The 26960-nt window shown below is 66.7% G+C and carries 29 protein-coding genes; 17 read left to right on the top strand and 12 right to left on the bottom strand.

All coding sequences use genetic code 11. From position 1 onward, the window contains the following. The first annotated feature begins 69 nt into the window (after positions 1-69). Positions 70-348 carry a WhiB family transcriptional regulator gene (locus tag ON04_RS14985; protein ID WP_010542457.1) on the top strand — a complete coding sequence of 93 codons (279 nt, stop codon included), beginning with the start codon at positions 70-72 and terminating at the stop codon, positions 346-348. A gap of 45 nt (positions 349-393) precedes the next feature. Here ON04_RS14985 and ON04_RS14980 read toward each other — a convergent pair whose 3' ends face one another. Next, positions 394-903 (bottom strand): hypothetical protein, encoded by a 510-nt coding sequence (locus ON04_RS14980; protein WP_010542456.1) that lies wholly within the window; start codon positions 901-903, stop codon positions 394-396. Next, the gene (locus tag ON04_RS14975) at positions 903-2138 is read right to left on the bottom strand and encodes a fatty acid desaturase family protein (protein WP_029458597.1); all 1236 of its coding nucleotides are present in this window, start codon (positions 2136-2138) and stop codon (positions 903-905) included. Before ON04_RS14975 ends, ON04_RS14980 begins: the two co-directional genes overlap by 1 nt. A gap of 95 nt (positions 2139-2233) precedes the next feature. Between ON04_RS14975 and ON04_RS14970 the strand changes: the two genes are divergently transcribed. From ON04_RS14970 to ON04_RS14955, 4 genes are all read left to right on the top strand, one after another. Continuing rightward, positions 2234-2968: an amino acid ABC transporter ATP-binding protein gene (locus ON04_RS14970; protein ID WP_010542454.1), complete on the top strand. Its 735-nt coding sequence runs from the start codon at positions 2234-2236 to the stop codon at positions 2966-2968. Positions 2969-3023: 55 nt separating this feature from the next. Next, positions 3024-3839, top strand: a complete 816-nt coding sequence (locus tag ON04_RS14965) for a glutamate ABC transporter substrate-binding protein (RefSeq protein WP_010542453.1) — start codon at positions 3024-3026, stop codon at positions 3837-3839. A gap of 74 nt (positions 3840-3913) precedes the next feature. Continuing rightward, positions 3914-4576, top strand: a complete 663-nt coding sequence (locus tag ON04_RS14960; RefSeq protein WP_010542452.1) for an amino acid ABC transporter permease — start codon at positions 3914-3916, stop codon at positions 4574-4576. Then, positions 4573-5403 (top strand): amino acid ABC transporter permease, encoded by an 831-nt coding sequence (locus ON04_RS14955; RefSeq protein ID WP_010542451.1) that lies wholly within the window; start codon positions 4573-4575, stop codon positions 5401-5403. Before ON04_RS14960 ends, ON04_RS14955 begins: the two co-directional genes overlap by 4 nt. 77 nt (positions 5404-5480) lie before the next feature. Here ON04_RS14955 and ON04_RS14950 read toward each other — a convergent pair whose 3' ends face one another. From ON04_RS14950 to ON04_RS14940, 3 genes are all read right to left on the bottom strand, one after another. Further along, positions 5481-6257 (bottom strand): SDR family NAD(P)-dependent oxidoreductase, encoded by a 777-nt coding sequence (locus ON04_RS14950; RefSeq protein ID WP_010542450.1) that lies wholly within the window; start codon positions 6255-6257, stop codon positions 5481-5483. A 61-nt stretch (positions 6258-6318) separates the two neighbouring features. Beyond that, positions 6319-6747: a VOC family protein gene (locus tag ON04_RS14945; protein WP_010542449.1), complete on the bottom strand. Its 429-nt coding sequence runs from the start codon at positions 6745-6747 to the stop codon at positions 6319-6321. A gap of 84 nt (positions 6748-6831) precedes the next feature. After that, positions 6832-7419: a maleylpyruvate isomerase N-terminal domain-containing protein gene (locus tag ON04_RS14940; RefSeq protein ID WP_010542448.1), complete on the bottom strand. Its 588-nt coding sequence runs from the start codon at positions 7417-7419 to the stop codon at positions 6832-6834. Positions 7420-7566: 147 nt separating this feature from the next. Here ON04_RS14940 and htpG point away from each other — a divergent pair, with 147 nt between their 5' ends. Next, the gene (gene htpG / locus ON04_RS14935; RefSeq protein WP_010542447.1) at positions 7567-9570 is read left to right on the top strand and encodes a molecular chaperone HtpG; all 2004 of its coding nucleotides are present in this window, start codon (positions 7567-7569) and stop codon (positions 9568-9570) included. Between the two features lie 38 nt (positions 9571-9608). Here htpG and ON04_RS14930 read toward each other — a convergent pair whose 3' ends face one another. Both ON04_RS14930 and ON04_RS14925 read right to left on the bottom strand, forming a co-directional pair. Beyond that, on the bottom strand, positions 9609-10145 hold the full coding sequence (locus ON04_RS14930; RefSeq protein WP_010542446.1) for an O-acetyl-ADP-ribose deacetylase: 537 nt from the start codon (positions 10143-10145) through the stop codon (positions 9609-9611). After that, entirely contained in the window at positions 10142-10966 is an 825-nt protein-coding gene (locus ON04_RS14925) for a phosphatase PAP2 family protein (RefSeq protein WP_010542445.1), read from the bottom strand. The genes ON04_RS14930 and ON04_RS14925 overlap by 4 nt, the downstream gene beginning before the upstream one ends. Before the next feature lie 77 nt (positions 10967-11043). Between ON04_RS14925 and aspA the strand changes: the two genes are divergently transcribed. Beyond that, positions 11044-12510 (top strand): aspartate ammonia-lyase, encoded by a 1467-nt coding sequence (gene aspA, locus ON04_RS14920; RefSeq protein WP_010542444.1) that lies wholly within the window; start codon positions 11044-11046, stop codon positions 12508-12510. Between the two features lie 16 nt (positions 12511-12526). Continuing rightward, entirely contained in the window at positions 12527-13300 is a 774-nt protein-coding gene (locus ON04_RS14915) for an acetoacetate decarboxylase family protein (protein ID WP_010542443.1), read from the top strand. A gap of 42 nt (positions 13301-13342) precedes the next feature. On the opposite strand, the gene ON04_RS14910 is transcribed toward ON04_RS14915, so the two are convergent. Both ON04_RS14910 and ON04_RS14905 read right to left on the bottom strand, forming a co-directional pair. After that, a complete protein-coding gene (locus ON04_RS14910) occupies positions 13343-14986 on the bottom strand; it encodes a glycerol-3-phosphate dehydrogenase/oxidase (protein ID WP_010542442.1) in 1644 nt (547 codons plus the stop codon). Then, positions 14983-15585, bottom strand: a complete 603-nt coding sequence (locus ON04_RS14905; protein ID WP_010542441.1) for a TetR/AcrR family transcriptional regulator — start codon at positions 15583-15585, stop codon at positions 14983-14985. The genes ON04_RS14910 and ON04_RS14905 overlap by 4 nt, the downstream gene beginning before the upstream one ends. A gap of 129 nt (positions 15586-15714) precedes the next feature. On the opposite strand from ON04_RS14905, the gene ON04_RS14900 reads away from it, so the two are divergent. The 4 genes from ON04_RS14900 to ON04_RS14885 all read left to right on the top strand — a co-directional run bounded on the left by ON04_RS14900 (position 15715) and on the right by ON04_RS14885 (position 20798). Further along, a complete protein-coding gene (locus tag ON04_RS14900) occupies positions 15715-17322 on the top strand; it encodes an FAD-binding oxidoreductase (protein ID WP_029458595.1) in 1608 nt (535 codons plus the stop codon). Next, complete coding sequence (locus ON04_RS14895; protein WP_010542439.1) at positions 17319-18287, top strand: diacylglycerol kinase; 969 nt, start codon at positions 17319-17321, stop codon at positions 18285-18287. The genes ON04_RS14900 and ON04_RS14895 overlap by 4 nt, the downstream gene beginning before the upstream one ends. 74 nt (positions 18288-18361) lie before the next feature. Further along, positions 18362-18970 carry a CAP domain-containing protein gene (locus ON04_RS14890; protein WP_010542438.1) on the top strand — a complete coding sequence of 203 codons (609 nt, stop codon included), beginning with the start codon at positions 18362-18364 and terminating at the stop codon, positions 18968-18970. 79 nt (positions 18971-19049) lie between these two features. Continuing rightward, positions 19050-20798, top strand: coding sequence for a BCCT family transporter (locus ON04_RS14885; protein ID WP_010542437.1), 1749 nt, complete (start codon positions 19050-19052; stop codon positions 20796-20798). Between the two features lie 20 nt (positions 20799-20818). Here the strand turns inward: ON04_RS14885 and ON04_RS14880 are convergent, their stop codons facing one another. After that, entirely contained in the window at positions 20819-21604 is a 786-nt protein-coding gene (locus ON04_RS14880; protein ID WP_010542436.1) for a pirin family protein, read from the bottom strand. A gap of 207 nt (positions 21605-21811) precedes the next feature. On the opposite strand from ON04_RS14880, the gene ON04_RS17240 reads away from it, so the two are divergent. Beyond that, positions 21812-21937 carry a hypothetical protein gene (locus ON04_RS17240; RefSeq protein ID WP_274376964.1) on the top strand — a complete coding sequence of 42 codons (126 nt, stop codon included), beginning with the start codon at positions 21812-21814 and terminating at the stop codon, positions 21935-21937. A gap of 132 nt (positions 21938-22069) precedes the next feature. Then, positions 22070-22957, top strand: a complete 888-nt coding sequence (gene dapA, locus ON04_RS14875; RefSeq protein WP_010542435.1) for a 4-hydroxy-tetrahydrodipicolinate synthase — start codon at positions 22070-22072, stop codon at positions 22955-22957. Positions 22958-23010: 53 nt separating this feature from the next. On the opposite strand, the gene ON04_RS14870 is transcribed toward dapA, so the two are convergent. Next, positions 23011-23910, bottom strand: a complete 900-nt coding sequence (locus tag ON04_RS14870; protein ID WP_029458588.1) for an SDR family NAD(P)-dependent oxidoreductase — start codon at positions 23908-23910, stop codon at positions 23011-23013. A gap of 154 nt (positions 23911-24064) precedes the next feature. Between ON04_RS14870 and ON04_RS14865 the strand changes: the two genes are divergently transcribed. Further along, entirely contained in the window at positions 24065-24880 is an 816-nt protein-coding gene (locus tag ON04_RS14865) for a DUF1906 domain-containing protein (protein ID WP_010542433.1), read from the top strand. Between the two features lie 28 nt (positions 24881-24908). Here the strand turns inward: ON04_RS14865 and ON04_RS14860 are convergent, their stop codons facing one another. Further along, the gene (locus tag ON04_RS14860) at positions 24909-25232 is read right to left on the bottom strand and encodes a putative quinol monooxygenase (protein ID WP_010542432.1); all 324 of its coding nucleotides are present in this window, start codon (positions 25230-25232) and stop codon (positions 24909-24911) included. 83 nt (positions 25233-25315) lie between these two features. Between ON04_RS14860 and ON04_RS14855 the strand changes: the two genes are divergently transcribed. Further along, entirely contained in the window at positions 25316-26155 is an 840-nt protein-coding gene (locus tag ON04_RS14855) for a serine acetyltransferase domain-containing protein (RefSeq protein ID WP_010542431.1), read from the top strand. 10 nt (positions 26156-26165) lie between these two features. Next, complete coding sequence (locus ON04_RS14850) at positions 26166-26852, top strand: response regulator transcription factor (protein WP_010542430.1); 687 nt, start codon at positions 26166-26168, stop codon at positions 26850-26852. Positions 26853-26960: the final 108 nt, after the last annotated feature.

Raw genomic sequence — 26960 nt, 5'->3', positions numbered from 1 at the left:
GTTAACGGCGCATACTGAACCACCAGGGCTCATGGCAGAGCACTTCAGAGGCGCGGGTGGGAGTTGCCGATGCCCAGATACATCAACTTGGAGCCGACCTCGGATTTCTGGTCCTGGAGGGACGAGGCCGCATGTATAGGTCACGAAGATCTGTTCTACAGCGCGGAGGACGAGTCCAAGGGCGAGCGCCGGCGTAAAGAGACCGAAGCCAAGGCTGTCTGTCAGACCTGCCCTGTGTTCAATACCTGCAGAAAATTCGCTCTGGAATCAGAGGAACTCTACGGGGTGTGGGGCGGCCTGACGGAGGCGGAACGGCACAAAATCGCAGGCCGACACCGCACCGGCTAATCGGTCCGGAGAAACTCGGCCAATCTTGGAGCCCGAGGTGAGGACCTATTCTTCTCCGTCCTGGGCCAGTTGCCCCACTGTGCCGGGTGTCGCTTCGTGTCCGGTGCGGCCCGTGGTCCGGTTGGCCTGCTTCATCTCGGCTTCGTGAACATGACGCCGACCTCCGGTCAGCTCGTCGCGGACCACCCGGTCGATCTCTCGCGCGGTGGTCCAGAACCCGTCGTCGAACTCCTCGACCATCTGGAAGGTCCATCGTCCCTCGAGGACGTTCAACCCCACCATCTCCGATGTCAGTCGATCGGCGAGGCCGGTGTGACCGATTCCCGCGAGCTTCTCCGCGGCTTCCTGGAAAAGCAGATCCGCCCGGCCGATCAGCTGATGAAGGTCGTACAGGTGACCGCGGGCCCGCTCGATATATTCAAGGGCTTCACTCACTGAGCCCGCCGCCTCCACCTCGGCGTCCGTCGCCCGGGCCGGACGTTGGTGTTCCCGGTCGACGCTTGGCGTTCTCCCGTGACCGGAGCTGCCGGCGTCTGCGCCGGATCCCTTTCCCATCAGGCCGTCCGCGTCAGATTGCGAAGTCTCCGGGGGTTGTGGTGGCGCAGCGCTGTGACCAGTCCGGAGCGGGGACCCTCGTGGTCGTCGTACTCTCTCGGCGTCCCCTCAAACATCTTCTCCGAGCGCGTCTCCGTAGCATCGTCGGAGGTGTCGGTGAGTAGTCGGTCGGGCAGGGACAACCGGGCAATGGTCCGCCACGACTGCCAGTACTGCCTGTACAACGGGCCCGTCGTGTACGGCAGGTCCCAGCGGCGGCACACGTCCTGGACCTTCTCCGAGATCTCCGCGTACCTGTTGGACGGGAGCGTGGGAAACAGGTGATGCTCGATCTGGAACGAAAGGTTTCCGGACATGAAGTGCGTTAGTTGGCTGCCGGTGAAGTTGGCCGAACCCAGCATCTGCCGGAGGTACCACTGAGCCTGAGTCTCCTCCTCCAGATCCTTGAGCGTGAATTTGTCCGCGCCATCGGGGAAATGCCCGCAGAAGATTACGGCGTTGGACCAAAGGTTCCGAATGACGTTCGCGGTCGCGTTGGCCGTGAAGGTGGTCTTCCGGTCCCCACCGGAGAGAATCGGCCACCACACGTAGTCCTTGCCCACCTGCTTGCGGGCCTTGTTGAGGAATTGTCCGATCCGGCGCTTCTGCTCGGGCCAGCCGGAGGAATTGATCGTGCCGGGGGCGATCTCCAGGTGCTGGACGCCCACTCCCCATTGAAAAGCAACCGCGAGCACGGTGTTCCACACCAGGTTGAGCGAGTACGCAGGGTTCCACGGTTGATCGCGAGTCACGCGGACAACGCCGTACCCCACGTCGTCATCCATACCTAGGATATTTGTGTACTTGTGATGGTGATAATTGTGGGTGGCTTTCCAGTGCTCCGAGGTGCCCACGATGTCCCACTCCCAGGTGCTGGAGTGCACCTCAGGATCGTTCATCCAATCCCATTGCCCGTGCATCACGTTGTGCCCGAGTTCCATGTTCTCGATGATTTTGCCCGCAGCCAGCAGCCCGGTCCCCAGCACCCACGCGGGGCGGTGGCCGGAGAACAGCAGCACAGCGCGACCAGCGGTGACGAGCCCGCGCTGAATCCGTATGGTCTTCTGGATGTAGCGGCGGTCGGTGTCCCCCAGCGAGTCCGAGATCTCGTGGCGGATAGCGTCGAGTTCGACCCCGATCGCCTCGACGTCCCGGGCGGAGAGATGGGCATACTCTCTGACATCTGATATCGCCATGGGCAGAAGGTACGGAGCCTCGACCGGGTTGTCCACCGGTTTCGGGTTCGTCCGAGTAGGACTCGAAACCATCATCGGGCGTTTATGATCCGTGAATGGCACTCGTCGAGATCTCAGGCGTCAATAAGCACTTCGGCGACTTCCAGGCTCTCAAGGACATCAACTTGTCTATCGAGCAGGGCGAGGTCGTGGTGGTGATCGGCCCGTCGGGCTCTGGCAAGTCGACGTTGTGCCGGACCATCAACCGTCTGGAGACCTTCGAGTCCGGGTCCATCTCGATCGACGGGAAGCCGCTGCCGGAAGAGGGCAAAGCACTGGCCAAACTCCGCGCCGACGTGGGCATGGTGTTTCAGTCTTTCAACCTCTTTGCCCACAAGACGATTCTCGAGAACGTGACCCTCGGTCCGATCAAGGTGCGTAAGCAAAAAAAGGCCGAGGCGGAGAAGCGTGCCATGGAACTGCTGGAGCGCGTCGGTGTGGACCATCAGTCCGGCAAGTACCCGGCCCAGCTGTCCGGTGGTCAGCAGCAGCGCGTGGCGATCGCCCGGTCCCTGGCGATGGACCCCAAGGTCATGCTCTTTGACGAGCCCACCTCGGCTCTGGACCCGGAGATGATCAACGAGGTCCTCGACGTGATGACGGGCCTGGCCAAGTCCGGCATGACGATGGTCGTGGTGACCCACGAGATGGGCTTCGCCCGCAAGGCTGCCGACAGGGTGATCTTCATGGCCGACGGGGAGCTTGTCGAGCAGGCGACCCCCGAGGAGTTCTTCACCAATCCCCAAAGCGACAGAGCCAAGGATTTCCTCTCCAAGATCCTCACCAACTAGTCGTCGTCCGCGGACGACCTCCCAGACCCATCAACCCACCTCACGAGGAGTAGTCATGAACATTCGACGAATCGGAGCGGCCACCGCGGCCGTAGCCCTCGCACTCGGTCTGACCGCCTGCAGCTCGGACGATGACGGGGAGGGCCAGCTCAAGGTCGGCATCAAGTTCGATCAGCCGGGTCTCGGACTCAAGGAGGGCAGTGAGTACACCGGACTCGACGTGGACGTGGCCAAGTACGTCGCGGACCAGCTCGGGACCTCCGAGGATGACATCGAGTGGGTCCAGGCGCCCAGCGCCCAGCGGGAGACCCTCCTCGAGACCGGACAGGTCGACATGATCGTGGCCACCTACTCCATCACCGACTCCCGCAAAGAGAAGGTCGGGTTCGCGGGACCGTACTTCATCGCCGGCCAGGACCTTCTGATCCGCGCGGACGACGATTCGATCACCGGCCCGGACTCGCTCGACGGCAAACGACTCTGTTCGGTCTCCGGGTCCACCTCGGCCCAGACGGTCAAGGAAGAGGTACCGGGAGTCAACCTGCAGGAGTTCGGCACCTACTCCGAGTGCGTCTCGGCGCTGATGTCCAACGCGGTCGACGCGCTGACCACGGATGACACGATCCTCGCCGGCTACGCCTCGCAAGATCAGTACAAGGGCAAGCTCAAGTTGGTCGGCAAGCCGTTCACCGAGGAGCGGTACGGCATCGGCATCGCCAAGGGCGACACCGAGAAGTGCGAGCAGATCAACGAGGCCATCCGCGAGATGATTTCCGACGGCAGTTGGGAAACGGCGGTCGACGACAACCTCGGTGCGGCCGGCTTCACGCCGGGGGAGGGCAACCCGCCCGAGCCGGACGCCTGCTCCTGATCCGACCCTCAACGGTCGCCGCGCCTGAGCACTGAGACGGCGCGGCGACCCGGACATCTCACGGAAGGTGAGCAATGGGCGACCTCTTCGCGAACTACGACGTCCTCGGGGCGGTCTGGGTCACGATCCAGCTCTCGATCCTGGGCACTCTCGGTGCTCTGGTCCTGGGCACCTTCATCGCGATTCTCCGTGTGTCGCCGGTCGCGGTGCTGCGTGGCCTGGGCACGTCGTACGTCAACACGTTCCGCAACCTTCCGTTGACGCTGCTGATGGTCTTCAGCATCCTGGGGTTGTCCTTTATACTGCAGCTCTCGGTCTCGGATGACTTCGCCCGCAACGCGTTCTGGTGGGCGGCGATCATGCTGGCGGTGTACCACGCGGCCTACATCTGTGAGGCCCTGCGGTCGGGCGTCAACACGGTGCCGGTCGGCCAGGCCGAGGCCGCCCGCTCGATCGGGCTGGGCTTCGGGCAGTCGCTGCGAGAGGTGATCCTGCCCCAGGCGTTCCGCGGCTCCATAGCCCCGCTCGGCTCGGTGGTCATCGCTCTCATCAAGAACTCCACGGTCGCGGCCGTCATCGGCGTCGGAGACTCCGCCGGTCTGCTCCAGGTCATCACGGAGAACGAGGGAGCCAGCCTGCCGATGTTCTTCTTCTTCGCCATGGTCTTTGTGGTCCTGACGCTGCCCATCGGGCTGTGGACCACCTCGCTGTCCCGGAAGCTGGCGGTGAAGCGATGAGCACCCAGGCCGTCCTCTTTGACGCTCCGGGTCCCAAGGCCCGCCTCCGCCACAAGATCCTCACCGTGCTCGGTGCGGTCGTGGTGCTGGCGATCGGCTACGTCGTCTACCTCAAGTTCGACGAGGCCAACCAGCTGCAGCCCGAGATGTGGAAGCCCTTCGTCACCGACCCCGCGGTGTGGAAGTCCTACATCGTCCCGGGTCTCAAGGGCACGTTCACCGCGGCGGGGATCGCGATCGTTCTCGCGGTGATCTTCGGCTTGGTGTTCGGCATGGGCAGGCTCTCCCCGTTCGCGCCAGTGCGGTGGTTCTGTGGCGTGATCGTGGAGTTCTTCCGCGCGGTTCCGGTGCTACTGATGATGGTGTTCGGTTACTTCGGCTACTTCGCCACCTCGGACATCGTGCCCAACGAGTACGCACCACTCGCCGCCGTGGTCACCGCACTCACGCTCTACAACGGCGCGGTTATCGCGGAGCTCGTCCGTTCGGGTGTCCACGGGCTGCCCAGTGGGCAGTCCGAAGCAGGTCTGGCGGTGGGACTCAGCCCCGGCCAGGTGTTGCGGTCGATCCAGCTGCCCCAGGCGCTCACGGCCATGCTGCCGGCGCTCGTCGGCCAACTCGTCGTCGTTCTCAAGGACTCCGCGCTGGGCTACGGCATCACGTACCTGGAGCTGCTCAACTGGTCCAAGACCCTCGGCTCGGCCTACGCCAACACTGTTCCGGCGTACATCGTGGCGGGCGTCCTGTTCATCATCATCAACTACTCCCTCACCAAACTGGCCGTGTATCTCGAGGGCCGGCTCAAGAAGCGCCGCGCCAAAGCCTGACCCGGCCGGCGAACACAGAAGAGGGCCCCACCGAATGGAAATCGGTGGGACCCTCTCGCGAGCGGTGACCGGTCAGGTCACTTCGGTGGCATCCGGATACCACCGTCGACGCGGATGGTCTGCGCATTCATGTACGGGTTCCCGAGCAGCTCCATGACCATCGAGGCGAGCTCGTCGCCCGAACCGAGGCGCTTGGGGAACAGAACGCTCTCGCCCAGCTTGGCCTTGAACGCCTCGGAGTCCGGGCCCTCACCGTAGATCGGGGTGTCGATCAGGCCGGGGGCGACGGTGTTGAGGCGAATACCCGCGGACGAGAGGTCGCGAGCGACGGGCAGGGTCAGACCCACGATTCCGCCCTTGGAGGCGGAGTAGGCGGCCTGGCCGATCTGGCCGTCGAACGCGGCGACGGAGGCCATATTGACGATGGCGCCCTTCTGGCCGTCGGCGTCGGGCTCGTTGAGGCTCATCTTGGTGGCGGCCAGCCGCAGCATGTCAAAGGACCCGATGAGGTTGATCTCGATGACCTTGCGGAACGAGTCCAGGTCGAAGGCCGACGAGTACTCGCCGTCGCGGCCGATGGTGCGCTGCGCCCAGCCGATGCCGGCGGAGTTGACGAGGTAGCGCAGAGGGCCCAGTTCGAGGGCTGCGGCGATGGCCTTCTCGTTCTGGTCGGTCTTGGTCACGTCGACGGACACGAACACGCCCCCGACCTCGTTCGCCAGGGCTTCGCCCTTGTCGGCGTTGAGGTCCGCCACCACGACCTTGGCGCCCTTCGCGGCGAGCTGACGGACGACGGCGGCGCCGATGCCCGACGCACCGCCCGTGACGATGGCACTTGCTCCAGAGATATCCATGAGGTGAACGGTAACAAGCGATCCTGATCGGTACGGGCGGTACGTCAGCGCGGGACAAAAATCAGCTGGGAGTACCGGGCACGTTGACGGCCCAGCGAATGCCAAACTTGTCGTGGACCTGCCCGTACATCTCGCCCCAAGGGGCCAGCTCGAACGGCATCGCGATCTCACCACCGGTCTCGGTGACCTTGCCGAGGAAGTCGTGGGCCTCGTCGACGGTGTCAAAGGTGAGCAGGAACGAGTAGACGTCGCTGGCGAGCTGCGGGAGGTGCTCGCCCATGTTGTCGCCCCCGGAGATGGTGAGTCCGGGGGCGGTCATGACGCCGTGGGCTACGGACCCGGGTGGAGGGGTGAAAGGGAGTCCCTCCATCGCCGGCATGGCGTCATAGGTGGCCACGTCGAGGTCTCCACCGAAGAGGTCGGCGTAGTACGGGAAAGCCTCGGCGGCGTTGCCGGGAAACGAGATATAGATGCTGCTGCTCAGCGCCATGAGAGATCCTCTCGCCTGGGTGGCTCGGCCGGCGCCGGGCGGCGTCAGTCTGGGTATGACGCTAATACCCGCGCAGGCTCAGGACTAGACCCCCGAGGTCACGGGCGCCCGCCCGCTGAGAGCGAGAAGGCGGGTTCGGGCGTCGGCGCCGAGGGCGACGGGCAGGGCCGCGCCGAACACGTCAAAGGTTCTCATGAGTTCCACCACGTCGCGGCCGTGCTCGAGGGCCCAGGCGGCTAGTTCCTCAGCTTCCGGGGTCGCCCAGGTCGAGGGATCCAGGTCGTGGGCGTGGACCAGGAGTTCCACCACGCGCAGGGCGAGCAGGTCGTGGACGGGGATGTCCGCCAGTCGATGCCTCACGGTCGCGGTGGCGTCGGGGGCTTGCGCCAGCTGTTTGCGCAGGCCGGCGGCGGTCCTGTGGAGAGCGGGGACCGGGCGGTCCCCGGCGTGATCGGTGGTGCGGGTCGCGGCGATCTCGACCTCGGGCAGGCGTGTGAAGTAGCCGGCGTAACGCAGCCCCCCGCCGAGGACGTGGTTGGCGCAGTCCCGGCGGGTCCAGCCCGGGCAGGCGGCGCACTCGCCGTCGAGTCCGGATGTCAGGGCACGGCCGAAGAGCGAGGTGGCGGAATCGAGCACTGTCAGATGTTCGTGGGGGATGGGCGTGGACCTCATGGGCACCTCCGGAATGTCTGAGCTTCACAGTAGGTTGACAATGACTGCGCGGACACCCGCGCCTAACCCTTATCAGAAGTTCCGAGACCCTCCCGGGCAAGAATCAGTGCGAGCCCGGGTCGACGTGAGAAAGGACCCTCCACAGTCATGAGCCCGCAGACCTCCGGTGCCGCCGAGACCAGGGAGTTCCAGGCCGAGACCCGCCAACTGTTGGATCTGATGATCCATTCGATCTATTCGAATCCGGATACGTTCCTTCGTGAGGTCATCTCCAACTCATCCGACGCGCTGGACAAGCTGCGGTTGGCGGCGTTGCAAGATTCCTCGCTGGGCGTGGACGTCTCGGACCTGCACATCGAGTTGGCGGCGGATGCGCAGGCGCGAACGCTGACAATCAAGGATAACGGCATCGGCATGTCCGGTGACGAGGTCGTGGATCTGATAGGAACGCTCGCCAGGTCGGGCACGGGCCAGATGCGTGAGGCGCTGGCGGCAGCCAAGGCGGCGCAGGAGTCGGGAGAGATCAGTGAGCAGGCCACAGCGGATCTGATCGGCCAGTTCGGCATCGGTTTCTACTCCACGTTCATGGTGTCGGACCGGGTCACGTTGGTTACTCGCAAGGCCGGCGAGGCCACCGGAACGCGCTGGACCTCCACCGGTGAGGGCACGTACACGATCGAGGAGGAGGCAGATGCGCCACAGGGCACCTCGGTGATCCTCGATCTCAAGCCGGCGGGTGGGGACGCCGCCCTCCCGGATTACGCCGAGGAGTCCACCCTGCGCCGGGTGGTGCGCACGTACTCGGACTTCATCGCCTGGCCGATCCGTATGGAGGTAGAGCGTCCGGCACCGGAGCCGGAGGGGGACGACGACGAGGCCAACGACGTCTCAGCCGAGAACACCATCACCGAGACGGTCACGCTCAATTCGCAGAAGGCGCTGTGGACGCGGCCGAAGTCGGAGGTTTCCGAGGAGGAGTACGCCGAGTTCTACCGTCACGTCTCGCACGCCTGGGACGAGCCGCTGGAGACCATCACGCTCAAGGCGGAGGGCACATTCGAATACCAGGCCCTGCTGTTCCTTCCCACGCAGGCGCCGTTCGATCTGTTCTCCCCGGACACCAAGCGGGGCGTCCAGCTCTACGTCCGTCGCGTGTTCATCATGGACGACTGCGAGGAACTGGTCCCGCCGTTCCTGCGCTTCGTCAAGGGCATCGTCGACGCCCAGGACCTCTCGCTTAACGTGTCGCGGGAGATCCTGCAGCAGGACCGCCAGATCCGGGCGATCCGCAAGCGGCTGGTCAAGCGGGTGCTGCAGACCATCGAGCAGATCAAGAACGACCGGCCCGAGGAGTTCCGTAGCTTCTGGGCCAACTTCGGTGCGGTCCTCAAGGAAGGACTGATCGCCGACGTCGACGCCCGCGCACAGCTGCTGGCTATCAGCACTTTTGAGTCCACTCGCCCCGCCTCGGGGGACGCATCGGAAAGCGACGACGACGAGGTGGGCACCACGATCGCGGAGTACATCTCCCGCATGGTCGACGGGCAGGACGAGATCTATTACCTCACCGGCACATCCCGCGCCGCGGTGGAGAACTCCCCGCATCTGGAGGCGTTCCGCGCACGCGGTGTCGAGGTGCTGGTGCTCACCGACCCGGTCGACGAGGTGTGGGTGGATGCCGTCGGCGAGGTCGACGGTAAGCGTCTTCGTTCGGTGGCCAAGGGGGACGTGGACCTGACGGGCCTCGGCTCGGATCAGCCGGAGAAGAAGGACGAGCCTGACGCCGCCGAGTACGCCGACCTGCTCACCTGGCTGGGCGAGGAATTGTCAGACGAGGTCAAGCAGGTGCGTCTGTCGCAGCGGCTCACCGAGTCCGCGGCCTGCATGGTGGGCGACGAGTTCGATATGACCCCGCAGCTCGAGGCGATGTATCGCGCCTCGGGGATGGAGATGCCCACCAGCAAGCGGATCCTGGAGCTCAACCCCACGCACCCGCTGGTCGAGCGTCTGCGCACGCAGTATTCGGAGGCGCCGACCTCGCCCGAGCTCAAGGACACGGCGCGTCTGATCTCGGGTGCGGCCGTTTTGGCGGAGGGCGGCACGCTCACCGACCCGGCGGCATTCGCCAAGCTGCTGGTCGACCGCATCTGACCCGCTCGCGCCGACGCTCTGCGACTATTCGGCCCCGTTCATCGAGGCAGGAGTGACTGGGCAAGTCGCAGGGCGTCGGCGTCGAACAGAACCAGCGTGGCGTTCTCGACGTCCGTGTCGGTACCGGCCAGGGTGTTCAGGGCCGTGCGGATCGCATCCTCACGTGGCCAGCCGTAGGCGCCGGCCGAGATGAGCGGGAACGCCACCGAGCGGGCACCCAGTTCGTCAGCCACCGCCAGGCTGTTGCGGTAGCAGTCGGCCAGCAACTCGGCACCCGGGCGATCGCCGGGGGAGCGGCCGTATACCGGGCCGACAGTGTGGATCACCCACCGCGCCGGCAGATCGCCCGCGCCCGTGGCGACGGCCTGACCGGTCGGCAGCCCCTCGGACAGCCGGTCGGCCCTCAGTTTGCGACACTCCGCGAGGATTGTGGGCCCGCCCGCGCGATGGATGGCACCGTCCACGCCGCCTCCACCGAGCAGCGAACTGTTGGCGGCATTGACCACCGCGTCCACCCGCATCCGCGTGATGTCGCCGTGGTCCAGGTCGATTCGGGGGCGTCTCGTCGTCGTCATCGGGCTTCCACCGGCATGCTCAGCGACCTGCGGCGGACCATCGGGCGCGGCGCATGATCGAGGCGGTCCACCAACCACATGATGGAAGCAACCTCGCCCACCCACGCCAGACTCACGCACCACCCGGCCAGGATGTCACTCGGGAAATGCACACCCAGGTACATCCGCGTCACACCGATCGCCGGCACGTACGCCATCGACCCGGCGATCACCCGGCCACGCCACGGCGTCGGCCACGCCAACACACACGCACATCCGGCGAGTGCGGCACTGGCCATCGCGTGACCACTGGGGAACGAGAAGCTTTTCTCCTGCACGATGTGGGGGAAGAACGCCGGCCGGTCCCGCCGGTACAGGATCTTGAGCACCGAATTGATGACGGTCGACCCCACCAGGGACACCGTCAGCAGTGTGGCCGGGCGCCGACTGCCCCGCACCGCCCGCAGGTACCCCGCCGCGGCCAGCGCGACCAACGGTACGGCCGTCACCCCACCCAATTCCGTGACCACCCGGACGATGCGCGTGTTCCGCGGCGAATGGTGCTTCTGCAACCACAACATGACCGGTTGATCGAACGGCAGCTTGGCGCCAGTGCGGACGCGTTCGGCCATCTCCACGAACCCGATCACCGGAGTCGCGAACCCCACAAACGCGGCCCCGAAGATCGCCCACGTCCCGCGTGGCAGCGGTACCTCGCGGCGGTCGACGATACTGCCCAGCACGCCGTCCGCCGGGTTCACCTGCCTGAGCAGGTCTCGCGCCGAGGCCAGTGTCGGGGAGGAGGTGGTCCGGGGGCGGCGGCGGGTCGTCGTACGCGACATGCCCCCACACTAATCGCATCGGCTGGCTCGCCGGCCCGGTTAGTGTGGGCCGTGTCAGACCGAGAGGCGGAGGACGAATGAGCCAGACCCGTACAGAAGAAGACCTGCTCGGAACCAGGGAGGTCCCGGCGGAGGCCTACTACGGGATCCACACGGTCCGGGCCGTGGAGAACTTCCCGATCGCCTCCGCCACCATCAGCGACATCCCCGACTTCGTGCGCGGCATGGTCATGGTCAAAAAAGCCGCAGCCCTGGCCAACCTCGAGATGGGCGTGCTCGACGATTCAGTGGCGGACGCCATCGTGGGTGCGTGCGACGAGATCCTGGTGGACGGCCGCTGCATGGACCAGTTCCCCTCCAGTGTCTTCCAAGGTGGCGCCGGGACCTCGGTCAACATGAACACCAACGAGGTGGTGGCCAACCTCGCGCTCGAACGGCTCGGCCACCCCAAGGGCGCCTACGACGTCATCAGCCCTAACGACGACGTCAACCGGTCCCAGTCCACCAACGACGCTTATCCCACCGGATTCCGCATCGCGCTCTGGCACGCGCTCGAGCGACTGGAACCGGCGATCGTCTCGCTACGAGAGGCGTTCTACGACAAGTCCGAGGAGTTCCGCGAGGTCCTCAAGATGGGCCGTACCCAGCTCCAGGACGCCGTGCCGATGTCGCTGGGCCAGGAGTTCGGCGGATTCGCCGTGAATCTCGACGAGGAACTGCACGTACTCGGGGCGGCTGCGCGGATGCTGCTCGACGTGAACCTGGGAGCCACCGCCATCGGCACCGGAGTCAACACCCCACCCGACTACCGCCGCTCCGTGATCAACCACCTGCGGGCCGTCACCGGGTTGCCGGTCACCGGGGCGATGAACCTCATCGAGGCCACCAGCGACACCGGCGACTACGTCAACGTCCACGCCGCCCTCAAGCGCTGCGCCGCCAAGGTGTCCAAGATCTGCAACGACCTCCGGCTGCTCTCCTCGGGCCCGCGCACCGGTCTCAACGAGATCAACCTGCCCGAGCTGCAGGCGGGCTCGTCGATCATGCCCGCCAAGGTCAATCCGGTGATCCCCGAAGTGGTCAACCAGGTGTGCTTCAAGGTGATCGGGAACGACGTGACCGTCACCATGGCCGCCGAAGCCGGCCAGTTGCAGCTCAACGTGATGGAACCGGTGATCGCGCAGGCTATGTTCGAATCCATCTCCCTGCTCACCTCGGCCATCCAGACGCTGACCGACAAGTGCATCCGTGGCATCACCGCCAATGCCGACGTGACGCACAAGAACGTCATGGATTCCATCGGGATCGTCACCTATCTCAACCCCATCATCGGACATCACAACGGCGACCTGGTGGGCCGCGAATGCGCCCGCTCCGGCCGCGGTGTCCGGGAGGTCGTGCTGGAGATGGGATTGCTGTCCGCCGAGGTGCTTGACGACATCCTGTCCCCGAGCAACCTGTTGAGACCGCAGTACAAGGCCAGCGCCACCAAGCGGGTCACCGCGCAGCCCGGATACGACGAGTCGGGACCCACCGGCGAATGACGAATAGCATCGGACTATGACGTCACCCTCATCACGCCGCGTCGCGGGCCGCGAGATCGCCTTCCCCGTGCCCGTCGAGTCCGCATCGATCTCCGGAGCGGCGTTCCTCGCCCGTGCCGCCGTCGCCCGCCGGCTCATCGCGGAGGGTGCGCAATCTGCGATCGGCGACGCAGGTGCCGAGCCGGTGTCGCTGCCGGGTGGCCGCACCCCGGTGACGATGATCCACGTGCGCTACCACGACGTCTCGGGCAACGTCCTGGGCGCGTACCACGAGTTCGGACTGGCATTTCAGGTCACGATCCCGGGGCAGGGCGTGTTCCAGCACATCCACGAACTGCCGGTGGATCAGGACTTCACGCTCGCCGCGGGGAATGAGCTGTGGGGCTTCCCCAAGTGGAAGGGCGACATGGTCGGCACGGCGGGCGGCGCGCTTGACGATGCCCGTCTCGGCGCCGTGGGCTCCTCGGGTGCCGAGGGTATCGATCTCGAGCTCGATACCCGGAGGGGCCTGCCACTTCCAGGTACGCACTCTGTGGCGATGAACTGCGTGCAAGTCCTAGAAGGCGAGCCGGTGTTGGTGCGCGCGGGCGCGAGGGTCTCCGGTGGCCGGATCCGACCGGCGGGCGGCGCGACTGTGACCCTCGCGCAGGGTGCCGAGGACGGTAGCCCCGACATCGCTCGTACCGCGCGTGCGATCCGCGAGCTCGGATTGGTGCGGGCCCGCGCGCTCGCGACCTTCTCGTTCTCCGGGTTCCAGGCGAAGTTCCAGGCGCCGCAGTCTGCGAACTGAATCAGCCGGCCGGTCGGGACGGCTGCCGACCGGTCGCGAAGGCTATAGCCCGCCAGCTGCGAGCGCCTCGCGTGCGGTCGGCTCGGCTGCCGCGCGGTCGGTGGGCACCAGCCCCACCCGACTGCGCCGGTCCAGGACGTCGTCGACGGTGAGCGCCCCCTCGTGGGTGACGGCGTAGGAGAACTCGGCGCGCGTCACGTCCAGGCCGTCGGCGACCGGATCGAGTGGGCGATCGAGCAGACTCTGAGACACCACGGTCGAGGCCTCCTGTCCGAACCGGCCCAGGAGCGAGGCGGGCAACCTGCCCCCGGTGCCCGCCGCGGGCCGCGGCACATCGGCGTGGCCGGGTGCGCCCACCAGCGGAAGGTCTGCGGTCAGGCACGGTCCGGCATCGATCCCCGCGCGCTCCGCCACCAGGTCCACGGCCTGTTCGGCCATGAGGCGGTACTCGGTGAGTTTGCCGCCGGTGATGGTGATCAGGCCGCTCGGGGAAGTGAGGACGGCGTGCTCGCGCGAGAGGTCAGCGGTTTCGCCGTTGTCCGAGTCGCCGAAGTCGACCAGCGGCCGGAGGCCGGCGAAGGTGCCCAGCACGTCGTCGCGGGTCAACGCGGTGTCGAGCGCCCGGTTGACCACGCCAAGCAGGAAGTCGACCTCGTCCTCGGTCGCCTCCGGCACATCCGGCACCGGGCCGGGGGCGTCCACGTCGGTCAGTCCTACGTGCAGGCGCCCGAACTCGGCGGGGATGGCAAAGCAGAAGCGGTTGGTCTCACCCGGCACGGGCACGGTGAGGGCGCCGACGGGATTGCCCAACGCGGCCGCGTCGAGGACCAGGTGAGTGCCTCGCGACGGGCGGACGCGGACCTCGTCGGTGGTCTCTCCGGCCCACACGCCCGTGGCCGAGACGACGGCCCGCGCGGTGAGGGTGAACTCGTCGTCGTCGTCGTTCCTTCCGGCGGCACCGCCGCCTTCCCCGCCGGCGCCGCCCGCGAACTCGTCCCGGACGGTGACCTGCGTTCCACTGGCCGAGAGCACGCGGGCCCTTGTAATAACGCGGGCGCCGTAGCCGGCCGCGGTGCGGGCGACCGCGGTGACGAGACGCGCGTCATCGACGAGTTGGCAGTCCCAGTTGAGGTGCCCGAACCGCAAACCGGCGCGGCGGACCCCCGGCACATACCGTTCGACGGCGGCGGGGCCGAGCACGCGCGAGCCTGGGAGTCGGTCGGCGCCGGTGCCCGCCAGCCGGGACAGCACGGTGCCGGCCACGAACCCGAGCCCCGGGAGAATGGCCTCTACAGGTGAGGTGTTGCGAAAGACGGGTACCACCTGCGCGAGCGGGCGGACGAGATGCGGGGCGGTGCGCTCGAGGAGGATGCCACGCTCGACGGCCGAGCGACGCGCGATCCCCACGTTCCCGGTGGCCAGGTAGCGCAGGCCGCCGTGGGCGAGTTTCGAGGACCAGCGGCTCGTGCCAAACGCCAGGTCGTGGGCCTCGAGCAGGACGGTGTCGAGTCCGCGGGAGGCGGCGTCGAGCGCGATGCCCGCGCCGGTGATGCCGCCACCGATCACGATGAGATCAACAGGCTCGGTGCGGTCGCGCAGGGCTGCCAGATCGCGGGCTCGCCGCGCAGCGGACAGAGCGGTGGACGGCCCGTCGGAGCCCGCAGTGGGGAGGTCGGGAGTGGTCACGGTAGGAGATACCCCCTGATGAGTCGGTGCAGTTCGGTGCGCCAGGTGGCGGCATCGAGTGGTGGGTCGGCGAGCGGCGCGGACAGGACGGCGCCCTGCACGGCGAGGAAGAGCATCGTTGCGGTGGAGTCGGGATCGCGGCCGGTCATCCGGGGGTCGGCGGCGATGGTGTGGTCGAGGACGGCGCCCAGGTGGGCGATGAGGGCGCGTTGGGATGTTCCCAGGCGGCGGAGGATGTATTCGCCGAGCAGGCCTGCCTCGTGTCGGCGCAGGGCGTCGAGAAGCGGATCGGTGCGGATCTGGTCGGCGAGCGCGCACAGTTGGTCGGCCAGGCGATCGGCGTCACGGGGGGCGGACGGGTCGGCGAGGGAGGCGTCGACGCGCGTGACCGCCGTGGTGAGCTCGCGGGTGAGCAGGTCGGCGGTGAGTGCGGCAGTGTCAGGCCAGTGCCGGTAAAGAGTGGTGCGGCCGACCCCTGAGCGACGCGAGACCTCGACCATCGTGGTGCGCTCGGTGCCGATCTCGAGGATCAGGGCGTGCGCGGCGTCGAGCGCGCGATTGCGGGTGGTGCTCCGCGGTGTCGCTGTGCGGGTTGTCACCGGGCCTCCTGGCGGGCGTCGTCGATCGACGAGGAAACGGAACAGATTGTGCTTTACTGTTCCAGTATGAGCGACTTTACTCCCGATGACAATCTCGAACCCGCCGATGCCGGCCCGCCCCTGCCGCCCATGGACCTGTCCCGCTGGGGGACCGAGGCCGAGGCCAAGGAGCTGGGCGAGGGCATCCGCGATCTGCTCCGCGACGTGCTGGGCGTGACCGCTGAGAGCGGGCTCCGGTTCGATCCGGCTGCGGTGACCGCTTCGCCGTCGCGGCTGGCCGACGCCGACCTCGCCGCGCTCTCCGACCTGGTGGGTGCCCGCAACGTGAGCGCCGACGACGCCCAGCGCCTCCCGCGAGCCCGCGGTAAGTCGACCCCCGACCTCCTGGCGTGGCGCCTGCACCCCGGAGTGGACTGCCCTGACGCGGTGGTAGCCCCCGGGAGTGACGACGACGTGGCCGCACTCCTGGACTGGTGCGGCTCCGAGGGGGTCGCGATGGTTCCCTTCGGTGGCGGCACGTCCGTCGTTGGTGGCCTGACCCCGGACACCGGAGGCCACAGGGCCGTGGTGAGCATCGACCTGACGAGATTCGACGAGCTCGAGTCGATCGATCCCGTATCGGGCGAGGCGGTCTTCGGTGCGGGTGTCACGGGCCCGCGGGCGGAAGAACTGCTGCGCGAGCACGGGTTCTCGCTCGGGCACTTCCCCCAGTCCTTCCCCTACGCAACGCTGGGTGGCTACGCCATGACCCGCTCGTCGGGGCAGAGTTCGGCCGGCTACGGGCGCTTTGACGAGATGGTCCGCGGACTGACCGTGGTCACTCCGGTGGGTGCGATCGAGGCGAGCCGGGCGCCGGCGTCGGCGGCCGGGCCGGACCTGCGGCAGTGGCTGATGGGCTCCGAGGGCGCCTTCGGCGTCTGCACCCGGGTGCGGATGCGAATCCACCCGGTGCCGGAGGTCGTGCGGCACGAGGCGTTCCGCTTCCCCGACTTCGCCACCGGGTCCGCGGCACTGCGTGCGGTGGAGCAGCAGGGTGCCGGGCCCACGGTGATCCGCCTGTCGGATGAGACCGAGACGATGGTCAACCTCGCCACGGCCACCGAGTCCATCGGGGAGAAGTCCGAGGCGTCCAACCCCGACTCCGGTGAGGGCGGATGCCTCTGCCTGTGCCTGTTCGAGGGCACTGCCGAGCACGCCGAGTCGCGGCAGGCCGAGACCCGCGCGGTCCTTCTGGCGCACGGTGGCACGTCGCTGGGGGCGGGCCCCGCGCGGTCGTGGGAGGACGGGCGCTTCGGTGCCCCTGTCCTGCGCGACTCACTGTTGGACAACGGCGCGCTGGTGGAGACACTGGAAACCGCCACCGACTGGTCCAACATCCCTGCACTGCGGGACGCGGTGGCAGGTGCGCTCACGACCTCGCTCGAGGCGAGTGGAACCCCGGCATTGGTCATGTGCCACATCAGCCACGTCTACCCGACGGGCGCGTCGCTGTACTTCACCGTGGTGGCAGGACAGCGCGGCGAGGATCCGATCGAGCAGTGGATGGCCGCCAAGCAGGCTGCAAGCGAGGCGATCGTCTCCGGCGGCGGCACCATCACGCACCATCACGCGGTGGGCATCGATCACAAGCCGTACCTCCGGGCCGAGATCGGCGATGTGGGCGTGGCCATGCTGCGGGCCGTCAAGCAGGCCGTGGACCCCCACGGCGTGTGCAACCCGGGGACGTTGATCCCGTGAGCCCCGGCGCTGAGGGCGTCAGGTTCTCCAACCGCGAGATCCGCACCGTCGCACTGCTGGTCAATCCCGCGGCCGGCGGCGGACGAGGCGCGAAGATTGCTACCCGGGCCGCCGACCGACTTCGGTCCCACGGTATCGAGGTCACCCGGCTCGAGGGTGCTGACGCCGAGGAGTCCCTGCGCCTGGCCCGCCGCGCTGTCGCGAGCGGCGTGGACGCCCTCGTGGTGTGCGGTGGCGACGGCATGGTCTCGCTGGCCGTGCAGGCGCAGGCCTTCACGGACATCCCGGTGGGCATCATCCCCGCGGGGACCGGCAACGATCTGGCCCGCGACTACGCCATTCCCCTGGACGGGCCGGAGGCGGCCGCCGACGTGGTGGCGGCCGGACGCGTCGAGCACGTCGACCTGGGGCAGGCGACACCGGACGGCGGCGAGCCGCAGGTGTTCGCCTCCATCCTGTGCGCCGGTTTGGACGCCAAGGTCAACCGACGGGTCAACGAGATGAAGCTTCTCGGCGGGCCCCTGCGCTACGTGATCGCCGCCGTAATGGAGTTCCCGGTCTACCGGCCCCGGCAGTTCCGCATGACCTTTGATGCTGGCCTGCCCACCGAGGAGGCGGTCGAGTCAGAGGTGCTGCTCAGCGCGTTCGCCATCACCCGCAGTTATGGCGGTGACATGAAGATCGCCCCGAGTGCCGACCGGGCCGACGGGCTCTTCGACGTCTGCTACATCGGTCGCATCTCCAAGCTCAAGTTCGCCCGGCACTTCCCCAAGATCTATTCCGGTGGTCATATCGGACTGGAGGGGGTCAACACACGGCGCTGTCGAACCGTCCGACTGGAGGCCCACGATGTCGAAGCGTTCGCGGACGGGGACTTCGTAGCGCCACTGCCGGTGACGGTGGAGGTGCTGCCCGGCGCGGGACGATTCCTGGTGCCACACAAGCCACATCTGCAACACGGATAACCGCAGGTCTCAGGCGTTTCGTGGCGCGGCGACCTCATCCGTCAATCAGTTCGCTTCAACCTCGTCGAGGCGGCATGATCACCACAATGCGCTCCAGACTCACTGCGTCACTCGCGACCATCGCCGTCACCTCCGCCACCCTGATGGGTGGCGGAGTCGCGACGGCCTCAGCCCAGACGACGCCGTCTCAGGCATTGCCGGGATTCATTCCGCAGCACCTGATCCCGCAGCACGTCATGCCAGCGGTGGAGGGGGCGGTGTCGCAGATGCGTGCGGCGCTGCCGCCCGAGGCGTGGGCCGCAGTCGGCTCCACCGGGATGACCTATCAGGACATCTCGGGCGGTCTGCGTGACGGCATCGTCCGCGAGATCGACGCCTACCGTGCCTCTCGCGGCATGGGGACGCTGGCTCCCAACGGGAACCTAGATCGCGAGGCTCAGGCGTGGGCGGATCAGCTCGCGACTCGCGATGTGGTTGAGCACAATACCGCGCTGCTCAACCGTGGGCACGGAGAGAACATCGTTGCGGCCGGCACCCACTGCGGCGCGGTGTGCATGGTCGACCTGTGGAAGAACTCACCCGGGCACAACGAGAACCTGCTCGATCCCGGTTACCGTTCCGCCGGCATGGGCATCGCCTACCGGGGGGACAAAGTTTTCGTGGTACACAACTTTGCATACTGATCAGATGAAGTGAGCGGCCTAACACCGCGCGTGAACGATCGGGCCGCTGGAATCTGAGCCGATGGAGACGAGGGAGACCATGTCTGAACGGATCATGCGAGCACTGAGACTCAAGACCGACCCCGGGATCTTCCTGACCACGGTCGGCATCGTTGTGGCGTTCGTGGTGGTCACATTCTTTGCCGGCGACTGGGTAGGTAGCGTATTCGGCGCCGCGTCCGGGTGGATCATGACCGACCTCGGTTGGTTCTACATCTTCGGTGTCACAGCGTTTCTTGGATTCCTCATCTGGATTGCGATGAGTCGATTCGGCCATGTCCGGCTGGGTGCCGACGACGAGATGCCGGAGCACTCCACCGCAACGTGGTTCGGGATGCTGTTCGCTGCCGGAATCGGCACGATTCTCATGTTCTGGGGAGTGGCCGAGCCGATCTCGCACTTCGCGACACCTCCGCGCGGTGGCGTCGAACCAGGCAGTACCGATGCTGCGCGCCAGGCCATAGGTTTCACGCTCTATCACTTCGGTCTGCACACGTGGACGATCTTCGCTCTGCCCGCGTTGGCGTTCGCGTACTTCATCTACAAGCGAAAGATGCCGCCACGGGTGAGCTCGATCTTCGCCCCGCTGCTGGGCGACAAGATCTTCGGCCCCATTGGCCGGACCATCGACGTGGTGGCGCTCGTCGGCACCGTGTTCGGCGTGGCCACCTCCGTGGGCCTGGGCACACTGCAGATCAACGCGGGGCTCAACGAGCTTTTCGGGATCGCCATGTCGGCGACGGTCCAGGTGCTCATCATCGCGGTCGTCACGACCATCGCCTGCGTGTCGGTGGCGGCGGGGTTGGAGAAGGGCATCAAGCGACTGTCCAACTTCAACATCGCGCTCGCCATCGGGCTGCTGATCTTCGTCCTGGTCACCGGCCCCACGCTGTTCCTTCTCAAGGGCACGGTTGAATCTCTGGGCATCTACCTCACGTCACTGCCCGAGCTCGCGCTGTGGAACAACGTTTTCCCCGCCAGTGATGACCTCGCCTCGTGGCAGAACACCTGGACCGTCTTTTACTGGGCCTGGACCATCACGTGGTCGCCGTTCGTCGGCATCTTCATCGCCCGCATCAGTAAGGGTCGCACCATCCGCCAGTTCGTCTTTGGTGTGCTTGGCCTGCCGGTGGCCTTCTCCGTGCTGTGGTTCGGCATCTTCGGAATGGCCTCGTTCCATATCGAGCTCTACGGGTCCGGGGGGCTGGCGCAGGCGGTGGTCGAGGACGGCGATATCCCGGGCGCGTTGTTCGCCTTCCTGTCCAACTATCCGGCGGCGACTTTCATCTCGGGTGTCGCCGTGCTGCTCGTCGTGATCTTCTTCACCACCTCCGTCGACTCGGCGGCGATGGTCGTGGACATGATCGCCTCGGGCAAGGACGACGATGTCCAGGTCTCACCTCCCCACCAGCGGATTATCTGGGGGGTGCTCATGGGCGCGGTCGGCGCGACGCTGCTCGCCTTCACCGGCGAGGGGGGCCTGACCGCCCTGCAGGAGGTCATCACGGTGATCGGTCTGCCGTTCTTCGTGATGGGCTTCATCATGATGTACAGCCTCGTGCGTGGGATAAGTAATGACCTCGGTGAGCGCCCGGCGACCGTCACCCGCCAGTGGCACCGTGCGTACTCGCCCTCGGCGCTCGCGGAGAACGAGGGCGCTCCCTCGCCGGAGCCGGTCCACCCGCTCAACCGCATCCCGGAAACCGACGAGGACGGCGGCGACGCCGAGGGCGCCGGCGACACCGCCGGGGCCGACACGACGGACGAGTCGCCGGGCGGCGAGGCCTGACGGACCGGGAGCGGGCGCGATCAGTGCGCGCGGACGTCGAGCATGGTCATCCCGGCGTGCATCTCCCATGCGAGAATCTCCGCCCCGTGCTCGCCGGCGGTGACGCGGCGCCCGCCCGAGGCGGTCATCCGGGCGGCGTCACCGGTATCGAGCACGCCCTCACCCTCGAGAGTCACCGATCCGATCGGGACGTAGAGGTGCAGATAGGGCGCTTCGGGTAGAACCACCGAGCCGCCAGCCGATAGCCGGGAAGCCAGCAGTGCGGAAGACGAGTTCCGGATCTGGATAGCGGCCCGGTCGGAGTAGCCGGGAAGACCCCCGGCCACGACGACGAGGTCGTTCTCCAACTCGCCGGGATCGATCTCCCGCTGTTCGTATCCGGGATCCCCACCTGTGGTGTCCGGCACGACCCACATCTGGACGAGGTGGACCGGGTCCACCGGGGTCTTGTGGCTGACCGAGCCGTCGCGCCACGCGTCGTTGCGCTCGGAGTGCAGGATGCCGGAGCCTGCGCTCATGCGCTGGGCGAGGCCGGGGTAGATGAGGCCACTGTGGCCCTCGGAGTCCTGGTGCACGAGCGATCCCGACAGCACCCACGTGACGATCTCCATGTCGCGGTGTCCGTGGGTGTCGAAGCCTGTGCCTGCGGCGATGCGATCGTCATTGTTCGCCAGTAGACGCCCGAAATGGGTGTTCATGGGGTCCTGATAGCGGGAGAACGAGAAGGAGTGGCGGGAGTCCAGCCAGCCGCCGGAGTCATGGGACCGGGACGCCGAGCGGCGGATCTTGACGCTGGGAACGAGCACGGGCACCCCTCCAGATCTAGTTGATGAATCAACTATAACATGGCCACCGGGTGCGGGAGCAGCGGTTTGGTGCCAGCACGCACCCCGCAGCTACCGTGCAAGTTGGTCGTTCAGTACGAGTGTCCAGAAATCTTCTTCATTAACTGGCGCTCAGGAAACGACGAACGTAGGGTGATTGACATCACATAGAACTTCGGGAGGATAGCGATGTTGCAGAACGCGTTGACCACCACGTTACGAGTAAGTATGGCCACGACCAACGGCGTGGCTCAGGTTCTCGTGGACACCACCCTCGGGCGCTTCCTCGACACCAACCCGGACAAGGTTCGCTAACCGGTGGAGGGCCATGGCCCCACCTCGTCAGGCGACTGTGTGAACTTTTCGCCGGGGGCGGAGGGGTGATGCCGACCATAGCCGGGTCCGCACACTCTGGATTCCGAGCCGAAGTGGCTTACTCTGGTCCGCATGTCGGATAACCCTTTCGGGCGGGTCATCACCGCGATGGTGACCCCCATGCATGATGACGGCTCGATCGACTTCGACGGCCTCAAGCGGCTCGCGGTCCACCTGGCGGACAATGGGCATGACGGCCTGTTGGTCAACGGCACGACCGGCGAGTCAGCTACCACAACAGACGACGAGGACTACGCCGCGGTGGCGGCCGTCGTCGAGGCCGTGGGCGACCGCGTCCAGGTGATGGCCGGCTGCGGCACCAACGACACCGAGCATTCCATGCGCGCTGGCCGCGAGATGGTCGCGCGCGGCGCGGACTCGCTGCTGGTCGTGACGCCGTACTACAACAAGCCCACCCAACACGGGATCGTCGAGCACTTCCGGATGATCTCCGAGGCCGCCGATCGGCCGATCATGGCCTACGACATCCCCGGACGTACCGGTACCGCCCTGGCCTCCGACACGATCCGGCGCCTGGCTGAGATCCCAGGCGTTAAGGCGGTCAAGGACGCCAAGGGTGATCTCTTCGAAGCCAGTCGGCTCATGGCCGAGACCGACCTGCTGTGGTTCTCCGGCGACGATGTGCTCAACCTTGCATTCCTCGCACTCGGAGCGACCGGCGTCGTCTCCGTGGTGGGCCATGTGGCTGGCAACGAGTACCGCGCGATGATCGACGCCGTGGACGCCGGTGACCTCCAGACGGCTCGCGAGATCCATACCCGCCTGATCCCCGCTGTCGACGCGGTGATGCACACGTCTCAGGGCGCTATCCAGGCCAAGGCCGCGCTGAAGATGCAGGGCGTCATCGGCTCGGATCGCCTGCGTATGCCCCTCCTCCAGGGGCCGCCCGAGCACCTGGACAAGCTCCGCGCGGGGCTGGCGGCGTCCGGTCTGAACTGACCCACTCGCTCACAGCCCGATCTCTCACGCCGTCACGCGGGCTGGCCGGGGCGTCAGCGGAACGCGGCCATCTCCGTGCACCGCTGCCACAGTGCGGCCGCCGTCGTGCGGTCATGTGAGCGGCGGCTCGACCGGGCGATCTGCGGATGCCCACGTAGTCCCGCGAGACGGTCCGGGCCCACGAACGCGCCGCCCGCGATGTCAGGCACGGTGGCCGCGTAGAGAACCGACAGCGCGCCCATCTCCGGTGACAGGCCCGCCCATGAGAGCGAGTTGCCCAGCTCGAAGAAGCGGTCGGCAAGCGGCTTGTTGCTGTGCCGCATGAGCTCGGTGGCCGTATAGCCGGGATGCGCGGCCACGGACCTCAACTCGCTTCCCTTGGCACCAAAGCGACGCTGCCACTCGTACGCCAGCATGATGCAGCCCAGTTTGGAGTTCGCGTACGCGTTCAACGAGTGGTAGCCGCGTAGGTCCATGTTCAGGTCGTCGGTGTCCAGCCGCCCCCGCCAATGCGCCAGCGAGCCGAGCCACACCACGCGGTCCGTCAGCTGCGGCAGTAGCCCCAGGAGGAGCGTGTGGTGGCCCAGGGTGTTGACCCCGAACTGCATCTCGTGGCCCTGCGCGGTTCGGGCCGCCGGGATGTTCATCAGACCCGCGTTGTTGATCAGAACGTCCACCCGGTGGGTGGTCCCGGCAACAAACTCGTCGACGGAGTCCAGGTCCGCGAGGTCGAGTCGCCGCACTCGCGCGAGGTCCCGCGACCCGGCCGGCAACGAGGCCCGCGCGGCCTCCGCCTTCTCGGTGTTTCTGCAGGCCATGACTACCCTCGCGCCCTTGGCCGTGAGCGCCTCGGTGCTGGCCAGGCCTATCCCAGCGTTCGCCCCCGTCACCACAAAGGTCCGGCCGGCCTGGTCGGGGATATCTGCTGTGGACCATCCATGTGAGCGAGTCATGTAGGCAAGTCAACCAGGCGTGCCTCCCCTGAGGGGGCCTACCTGTGTGATAACGAAGGGATATCTTCCGCAATGCTCCTGTGACATACTCGTGCCTGGCGCGGGCCCCACGCGTCACACGTGCCTTCCGCCGATCGAGATCTCGGAGTACCTCATGACGTTCGACCGCCGAACCTTCCTCCGCCGCGCCGGGCTCGGTGCCGCCGGAGCCGGAGCAATCGCCGCAGGCATCACGCCCGCCGTGGGTGCCCAGTCCTCGATTCCCGCCGAGCTCGGGGCACTGCCGGGTGCGGGGGCCGGGGTCCCGATCGGCACGCTCCTCGACTACGCGTCCGGCCCACCGTCCGCGGCATCGGTTCGTGCGGCCGGGCATATGGGTGCCGTCCGCTACTGCTCGAATCGTCGGAACGGGTCGGAATGGATGACCGGCAAGCCGCTGCGGCGAAGCGAGGTCGATGACTTCCGGGGGCACGGCCTGAACATGGTCTCGTGCTACCAGTACGGCAAGGACGCCTCGGCAGACTGGCGCGCGGGCGCCGATGGTGGCGATTACCACGCCCCGATCGGTATCCGGATCCATAATGAGGCAGGCGGGCCGAAGGGCGTTCCGATGTACGTAGCCGTCGACGACAACCCGTCGCGGTGGGAATTCGACAACCTGATCGCGCCCTATCTCGACCGTTTCCGTTCCCGGCTGCACGGCGCCGGGCTGAAGCTCGGCGTGTACGCCAACGCCCCCACCATCGACTGGTGCCGCGGGCGTAACCTGGGCGAGTACTTCTGGCAGCACGACTGGGGCTCCGCGGGTCGACTCAGCCAGGCCGCCAACATTCACCAGAAAGCCGGCAAGCAGGCGTATGTGGGCGGGGTGCTCAGTGACATCAACGATGTCTACTCCCTCGACTACGGCCAGTGGTGGCCCACCGACTACCTGGCGCTCGCCCAGTCAGCGCTCGGCAGCGTCGGCTGATAGAGCTCACCGAGAGCGCGTGAGCTCCTTACTTCACCGTGATCTCACCCATCGTCCCCCACTCGTCTCCCTCGGCCGTGGTGTTGATGATCCGTGGAGTGCGCTCCAGGTACTGCGCAGCGGATCCGGTGAATTCGGTGAAGTGAGCTGAGTCCACGTGGTCGCCCGGGGCATCGCCTTCGCGGAAGGCCTCGCAGAGCAGGTAGGTGTTAGGCGACTCGGGGGAGCGGTACCAATCGAAGAACAGGTTGCCGGGCTCCGCGCGGGTAGCCTCGGTGAACCCTCTGGTGATCTCGAGCCAGGTGTCGGCGAACTCGGGCTTGACGTCAAAACGGACATTGATAAGGATCATGGCCCCATCCTGCCGCGCCCCCGCGGGGTCGTCGAGTGGGGATGACTCGCCCCGATCGGCTGGGCGGGCCTACCCTGTATCGGGTGACCATCGAGTTGAGCATCGAGAACCCGTGCGTCCCACAGACGGAGGCGGACTCCTCTGTGCGCGCCGTCTGGGATCGGCTGTCCGTCGACGCGACCTCCAGTCGCAACGAGCCGCTGATCGCGGGCCTCGTCCTGGATCTCATCGACGGCTGCGACGACCTCGGTGAATCCCTGGCCCGACTGGCAGCCTCCCGCATCGCGACCCCTGAGATCGGGCGACATGTGCTGGAGAAAGAAATCAGGGCGGTCCTCAGCGAGCACCCTCATGTCCTCGACGCCGTGGCGGCGGATCTCGTGGTGAGCTTCGAGCGCAACCCCGCCTACCCCAACTACCTGGTTCCCTATCTCTTCGCCAAGGGATTTCTCGGTCTCCAGGTGCACCGCGTGGCCCATGAGATGTGGAACGCCGGACGCGTGATGGCGGCCTCGTTCCTGCAAAGTCGCGTGTCCGAGGTCTTTGCCATGGACATCCACCCCGCAGCGCGTGTCGGGTCAGGCATCCTCGTGGACCACGCCACCGCAATCGTGGTGGGCGAGACCTGCGTGATCGGAGACGGCGTCTCGATTCTGCAGGGTGTCACCCTCGGAGGCACCGGCAACGAGGACGGCGACCGCCACCCCAAGATCGGGGCGGGAGTGCTGCTGTCCGCCGGCTCGATCGTGCTGGGCAATGTACGCGTGGGGGATTGCTCGAAGGTGGCCGCCGGCTCGGTGGTCCTCGACGATGTCTCCCCGCACACGACCGTTGCCGGAGTCCCCGCCAGAGTGGTTCGACGGCACTCGGATTCGCTGGTCCCCGCAGAGCGTATGGACCAGGAGCTCGAGAGCAAGGGGTAGAACCTCACTTATGCGAGTGTTGGTGGTGGATGACGAACCGGCGTTGAGGGAGAGCCTTCGCCGGGCACTCGTCGCGGGCGGCTGGTCCTTTGAGTCCGCTGCTGACGGCGAGGTCGGACTGGAGATGGCCAGCCACGGGGATTTCGACGTGGTGGTTCTGGACATCATGATGCCGGGTCGCAGCGGCTACGAGGTGGTCCGTGAGCTACGTCGCCGCGAGGTGTGGACCCCCGTGCTCATGCTCACGGCGAAAGACGGCGAGTACGACGAGGCCGACGCCTTTGACCTGGGTGCCGACGATTACCTGGTCAAACCATTCTCGTTGGTCGTACTCGAAGCCCGCCTGCGGTCCCTCGTCCGGCGTGGCGCGCCGGAGCGGCCCGCCGTATTCGAGGCGGGCGACCTGGTGGTGGATCCCGCTGCCCGCGAGGTCCGACGGGGCGAGACCCGCATCAGCGTGACCTCACGCGAGTACGCAGTGCTCGAGTACCTCATCCGCAATCGCAACCAGGTGGTCTCCAAGCCGCAGATCATGCACGCGGTGTGGGATGCGGCCTACGACGGCGACGACAACATCGTCGAGGTCTACGTGGGCTATCTGCGACGCAAGATCGATGCGCCATTCGGTACCCGGTCCATCGAGACTCTCCGTGGGCAGGGCTACCGCCTCGTCGACAGCAGGTCCGCTCGCTCCTGACCCGGCCCCACCTTTACATCCGCTACCCGCCATGAACTCGCGCGTGCGCCTCGGCGGCGGCCCGAATTCATCGACGGTGGCGGGTGTGGGAAAGCTTGGCAGGCGCGG

The organism is Dietzia alimentaria 72 (assembly GCF_000226215.1).
Lineage (GTDB): Bacteria > Actinomycetota > Actinomycetes > Mycobacteriales > Mycobacteriaceae > Dietzia > Dietzia alimentaria.
Note: the sequence above shows the minus strand (reverse complement) of the source record. Positions and strands in the feature narration are given on the sequence as shown.

Bases quoted from the DNA above. Each gene is read 5' to 3' on its own strand.
- ON04_RS14985 (WP_010542457.1), top strand. From the start codon at position 70: ATGCCCAGATACATCAACTTGGAGCCGACCTCGGATTTCTGGTCCTGG.
- ON04_RS14980 (WP_010542456.1), bottom strand. From the start codon at position 903: ATGGGAAAGGGATCCGGCGCAGACGCCGGCAGCTCCGGTCACGGGAGA.
- ON04_RS14975 (WP_029458597.1), bottom strand. From the start codon at position 2,138: ATGGCGATATCAGATGTCAGAGAGTATGCCCATCTCTCCGCCCGGGAC.
- ON04_RS14970 (WP_010542454.1), top strand. From the start codon at position 2,234: ATGGCACTCGTCGAGATCTCAGGCGTCAATAAGCACTTCGGCGACTTC.
- ON04_RS14965 (WP_010542453.1), top strand. From the start codon at position 3,024: ATGAACATTCGACGAATCGGAGCGGCCACCGCGGCCGTAGCCCTCGCA.
- ON04_RS14960 (WP_010542452.1), top strand. From the start codon at position 3,914: ATGGGCGACCTCTTCGCGAACTACGACGTCCTCGGGGCGGTCTGGGTC.
- ON04_RS14955 (WP_010542451.1), top strand. From the start codon at position 4,573: ATGAGCACCCAGGCCGTCCTCTTTGACGCTCCGGGTCCCAAGGCCCGC.
- ON04_RS14950 (WP_010542450.1), bottom strand. From the start codon at position 6,257: ATGGATATCTCTGGAGCAAGTGCCATCGTCACGGGCGGTGCGTCGGGC.
- ON04_RS14945 (WP_010542449.1), bottom strand. From the start codon at position 6,747: ATGGCGCTGAGCAGCAGCATCTATATCTCGTTTCCCGGCAACGCCGCC.
- ON04_RS14940 (WP_010542448.1), bottom strand. From the start codon at position 7,419: ATGAGGTCCACGCCCATCCCCCACGAACATCTGACAGTGCTCGATTCC.
- htpG (WP_010542447.1), top strand. From the start codon at position 7,567: ATGAGCCCGCAGACCTCCGGTGCCGCCGAGACCAGGGAGTTCCAGGCC.
- ON04_RS14930 (WP_010542446.1), bottom strand. From the start codon at position 10,145: ATGACGACGACGAGACGCCCCCGAATCGACCTGGACCACGGCGACATC.
- ON04_RS14925 (WP_010542445.1), bottom strand. From the start codon at position 10,966: ATGTCGCGTACGACGACCCGCCGCCGCCCCCGGACCACCTCCTCCCCG.
- aspA (WP_010542444.1), top strand. From the start codon at position 11,044: ATGAGCCAGACCCGTACAGAAGAAGACCTGCTCGGAACCAGGGAGGTC.
- ON04_RS14915 (WP_010542443.1), top strand. From the start codon at position 12,527: ATGACGTCACCCTCATCACGCCGCGTCGCGGGCCGCGAGATCGCCTTC.
- ON04_RS14900 (WP_029458595.1), top strand. From the start codon at position 15,715: ATGGACCTGTCCCGCTGGGGGACCGAGGCCGAGGCCAAGGAGCTGGGC.
- ON04_RS14890 (WP_010542438.1), top strand. From the start codon at position 18,362: ATGATCACCACAATGCGCTCCAGACTCACTGCGTCACTCGCGACCATC.
- ON04_RS14885 (WP_010542437.1), top strand. From the start codon at position 19,050: ATGTCTGAACGGATCATGCGAGCACTGAGACTCAAGACCGACCCCGGG.
- ON04_RS17240 (WP_274376964.1), top strand. From the start codon at position 21,812: ATGTTGCAGAACGCGTTGACCACCACGTTACGAGTAAGTATGGCCACG.
- dapA (WP_010542435.1), top strand. From the start codon at position 22,070: ATGTCGGATAACCCTTTCGGGCGGGTCATCACCGCGATGGTGACCCCC.
- ON04_RS14870 (WP_029458588.1), bottom strand. From the start codon at position 23,910: ATGACTCGCTCACATGGATGGTCCACAGCAGATATCCCCGACCAGGCC.
- ON04_RS14865 (WP_010542433.1), top strand. From the start codon at position 24,065: ATGACGTTCGACCGCCGAACCTTCCTCCGCCGCGCCGGGCTCGGTGCC.
- ON04_RS14860 (WP_010542432.1), bottom strand. From the start codon at position 25,232: ATGATCCTTATCAATGTCCGTTTTGACGTCAAGCCCGAGTTCGCCGAC.
- ON04_RS14850 (WP_010542430.1), top strand. From the start codon at position 26,166: ATGCGAGTGTTGGTGGTGGATGACGAACCGGCGTTGAGGGAGAGCCTT.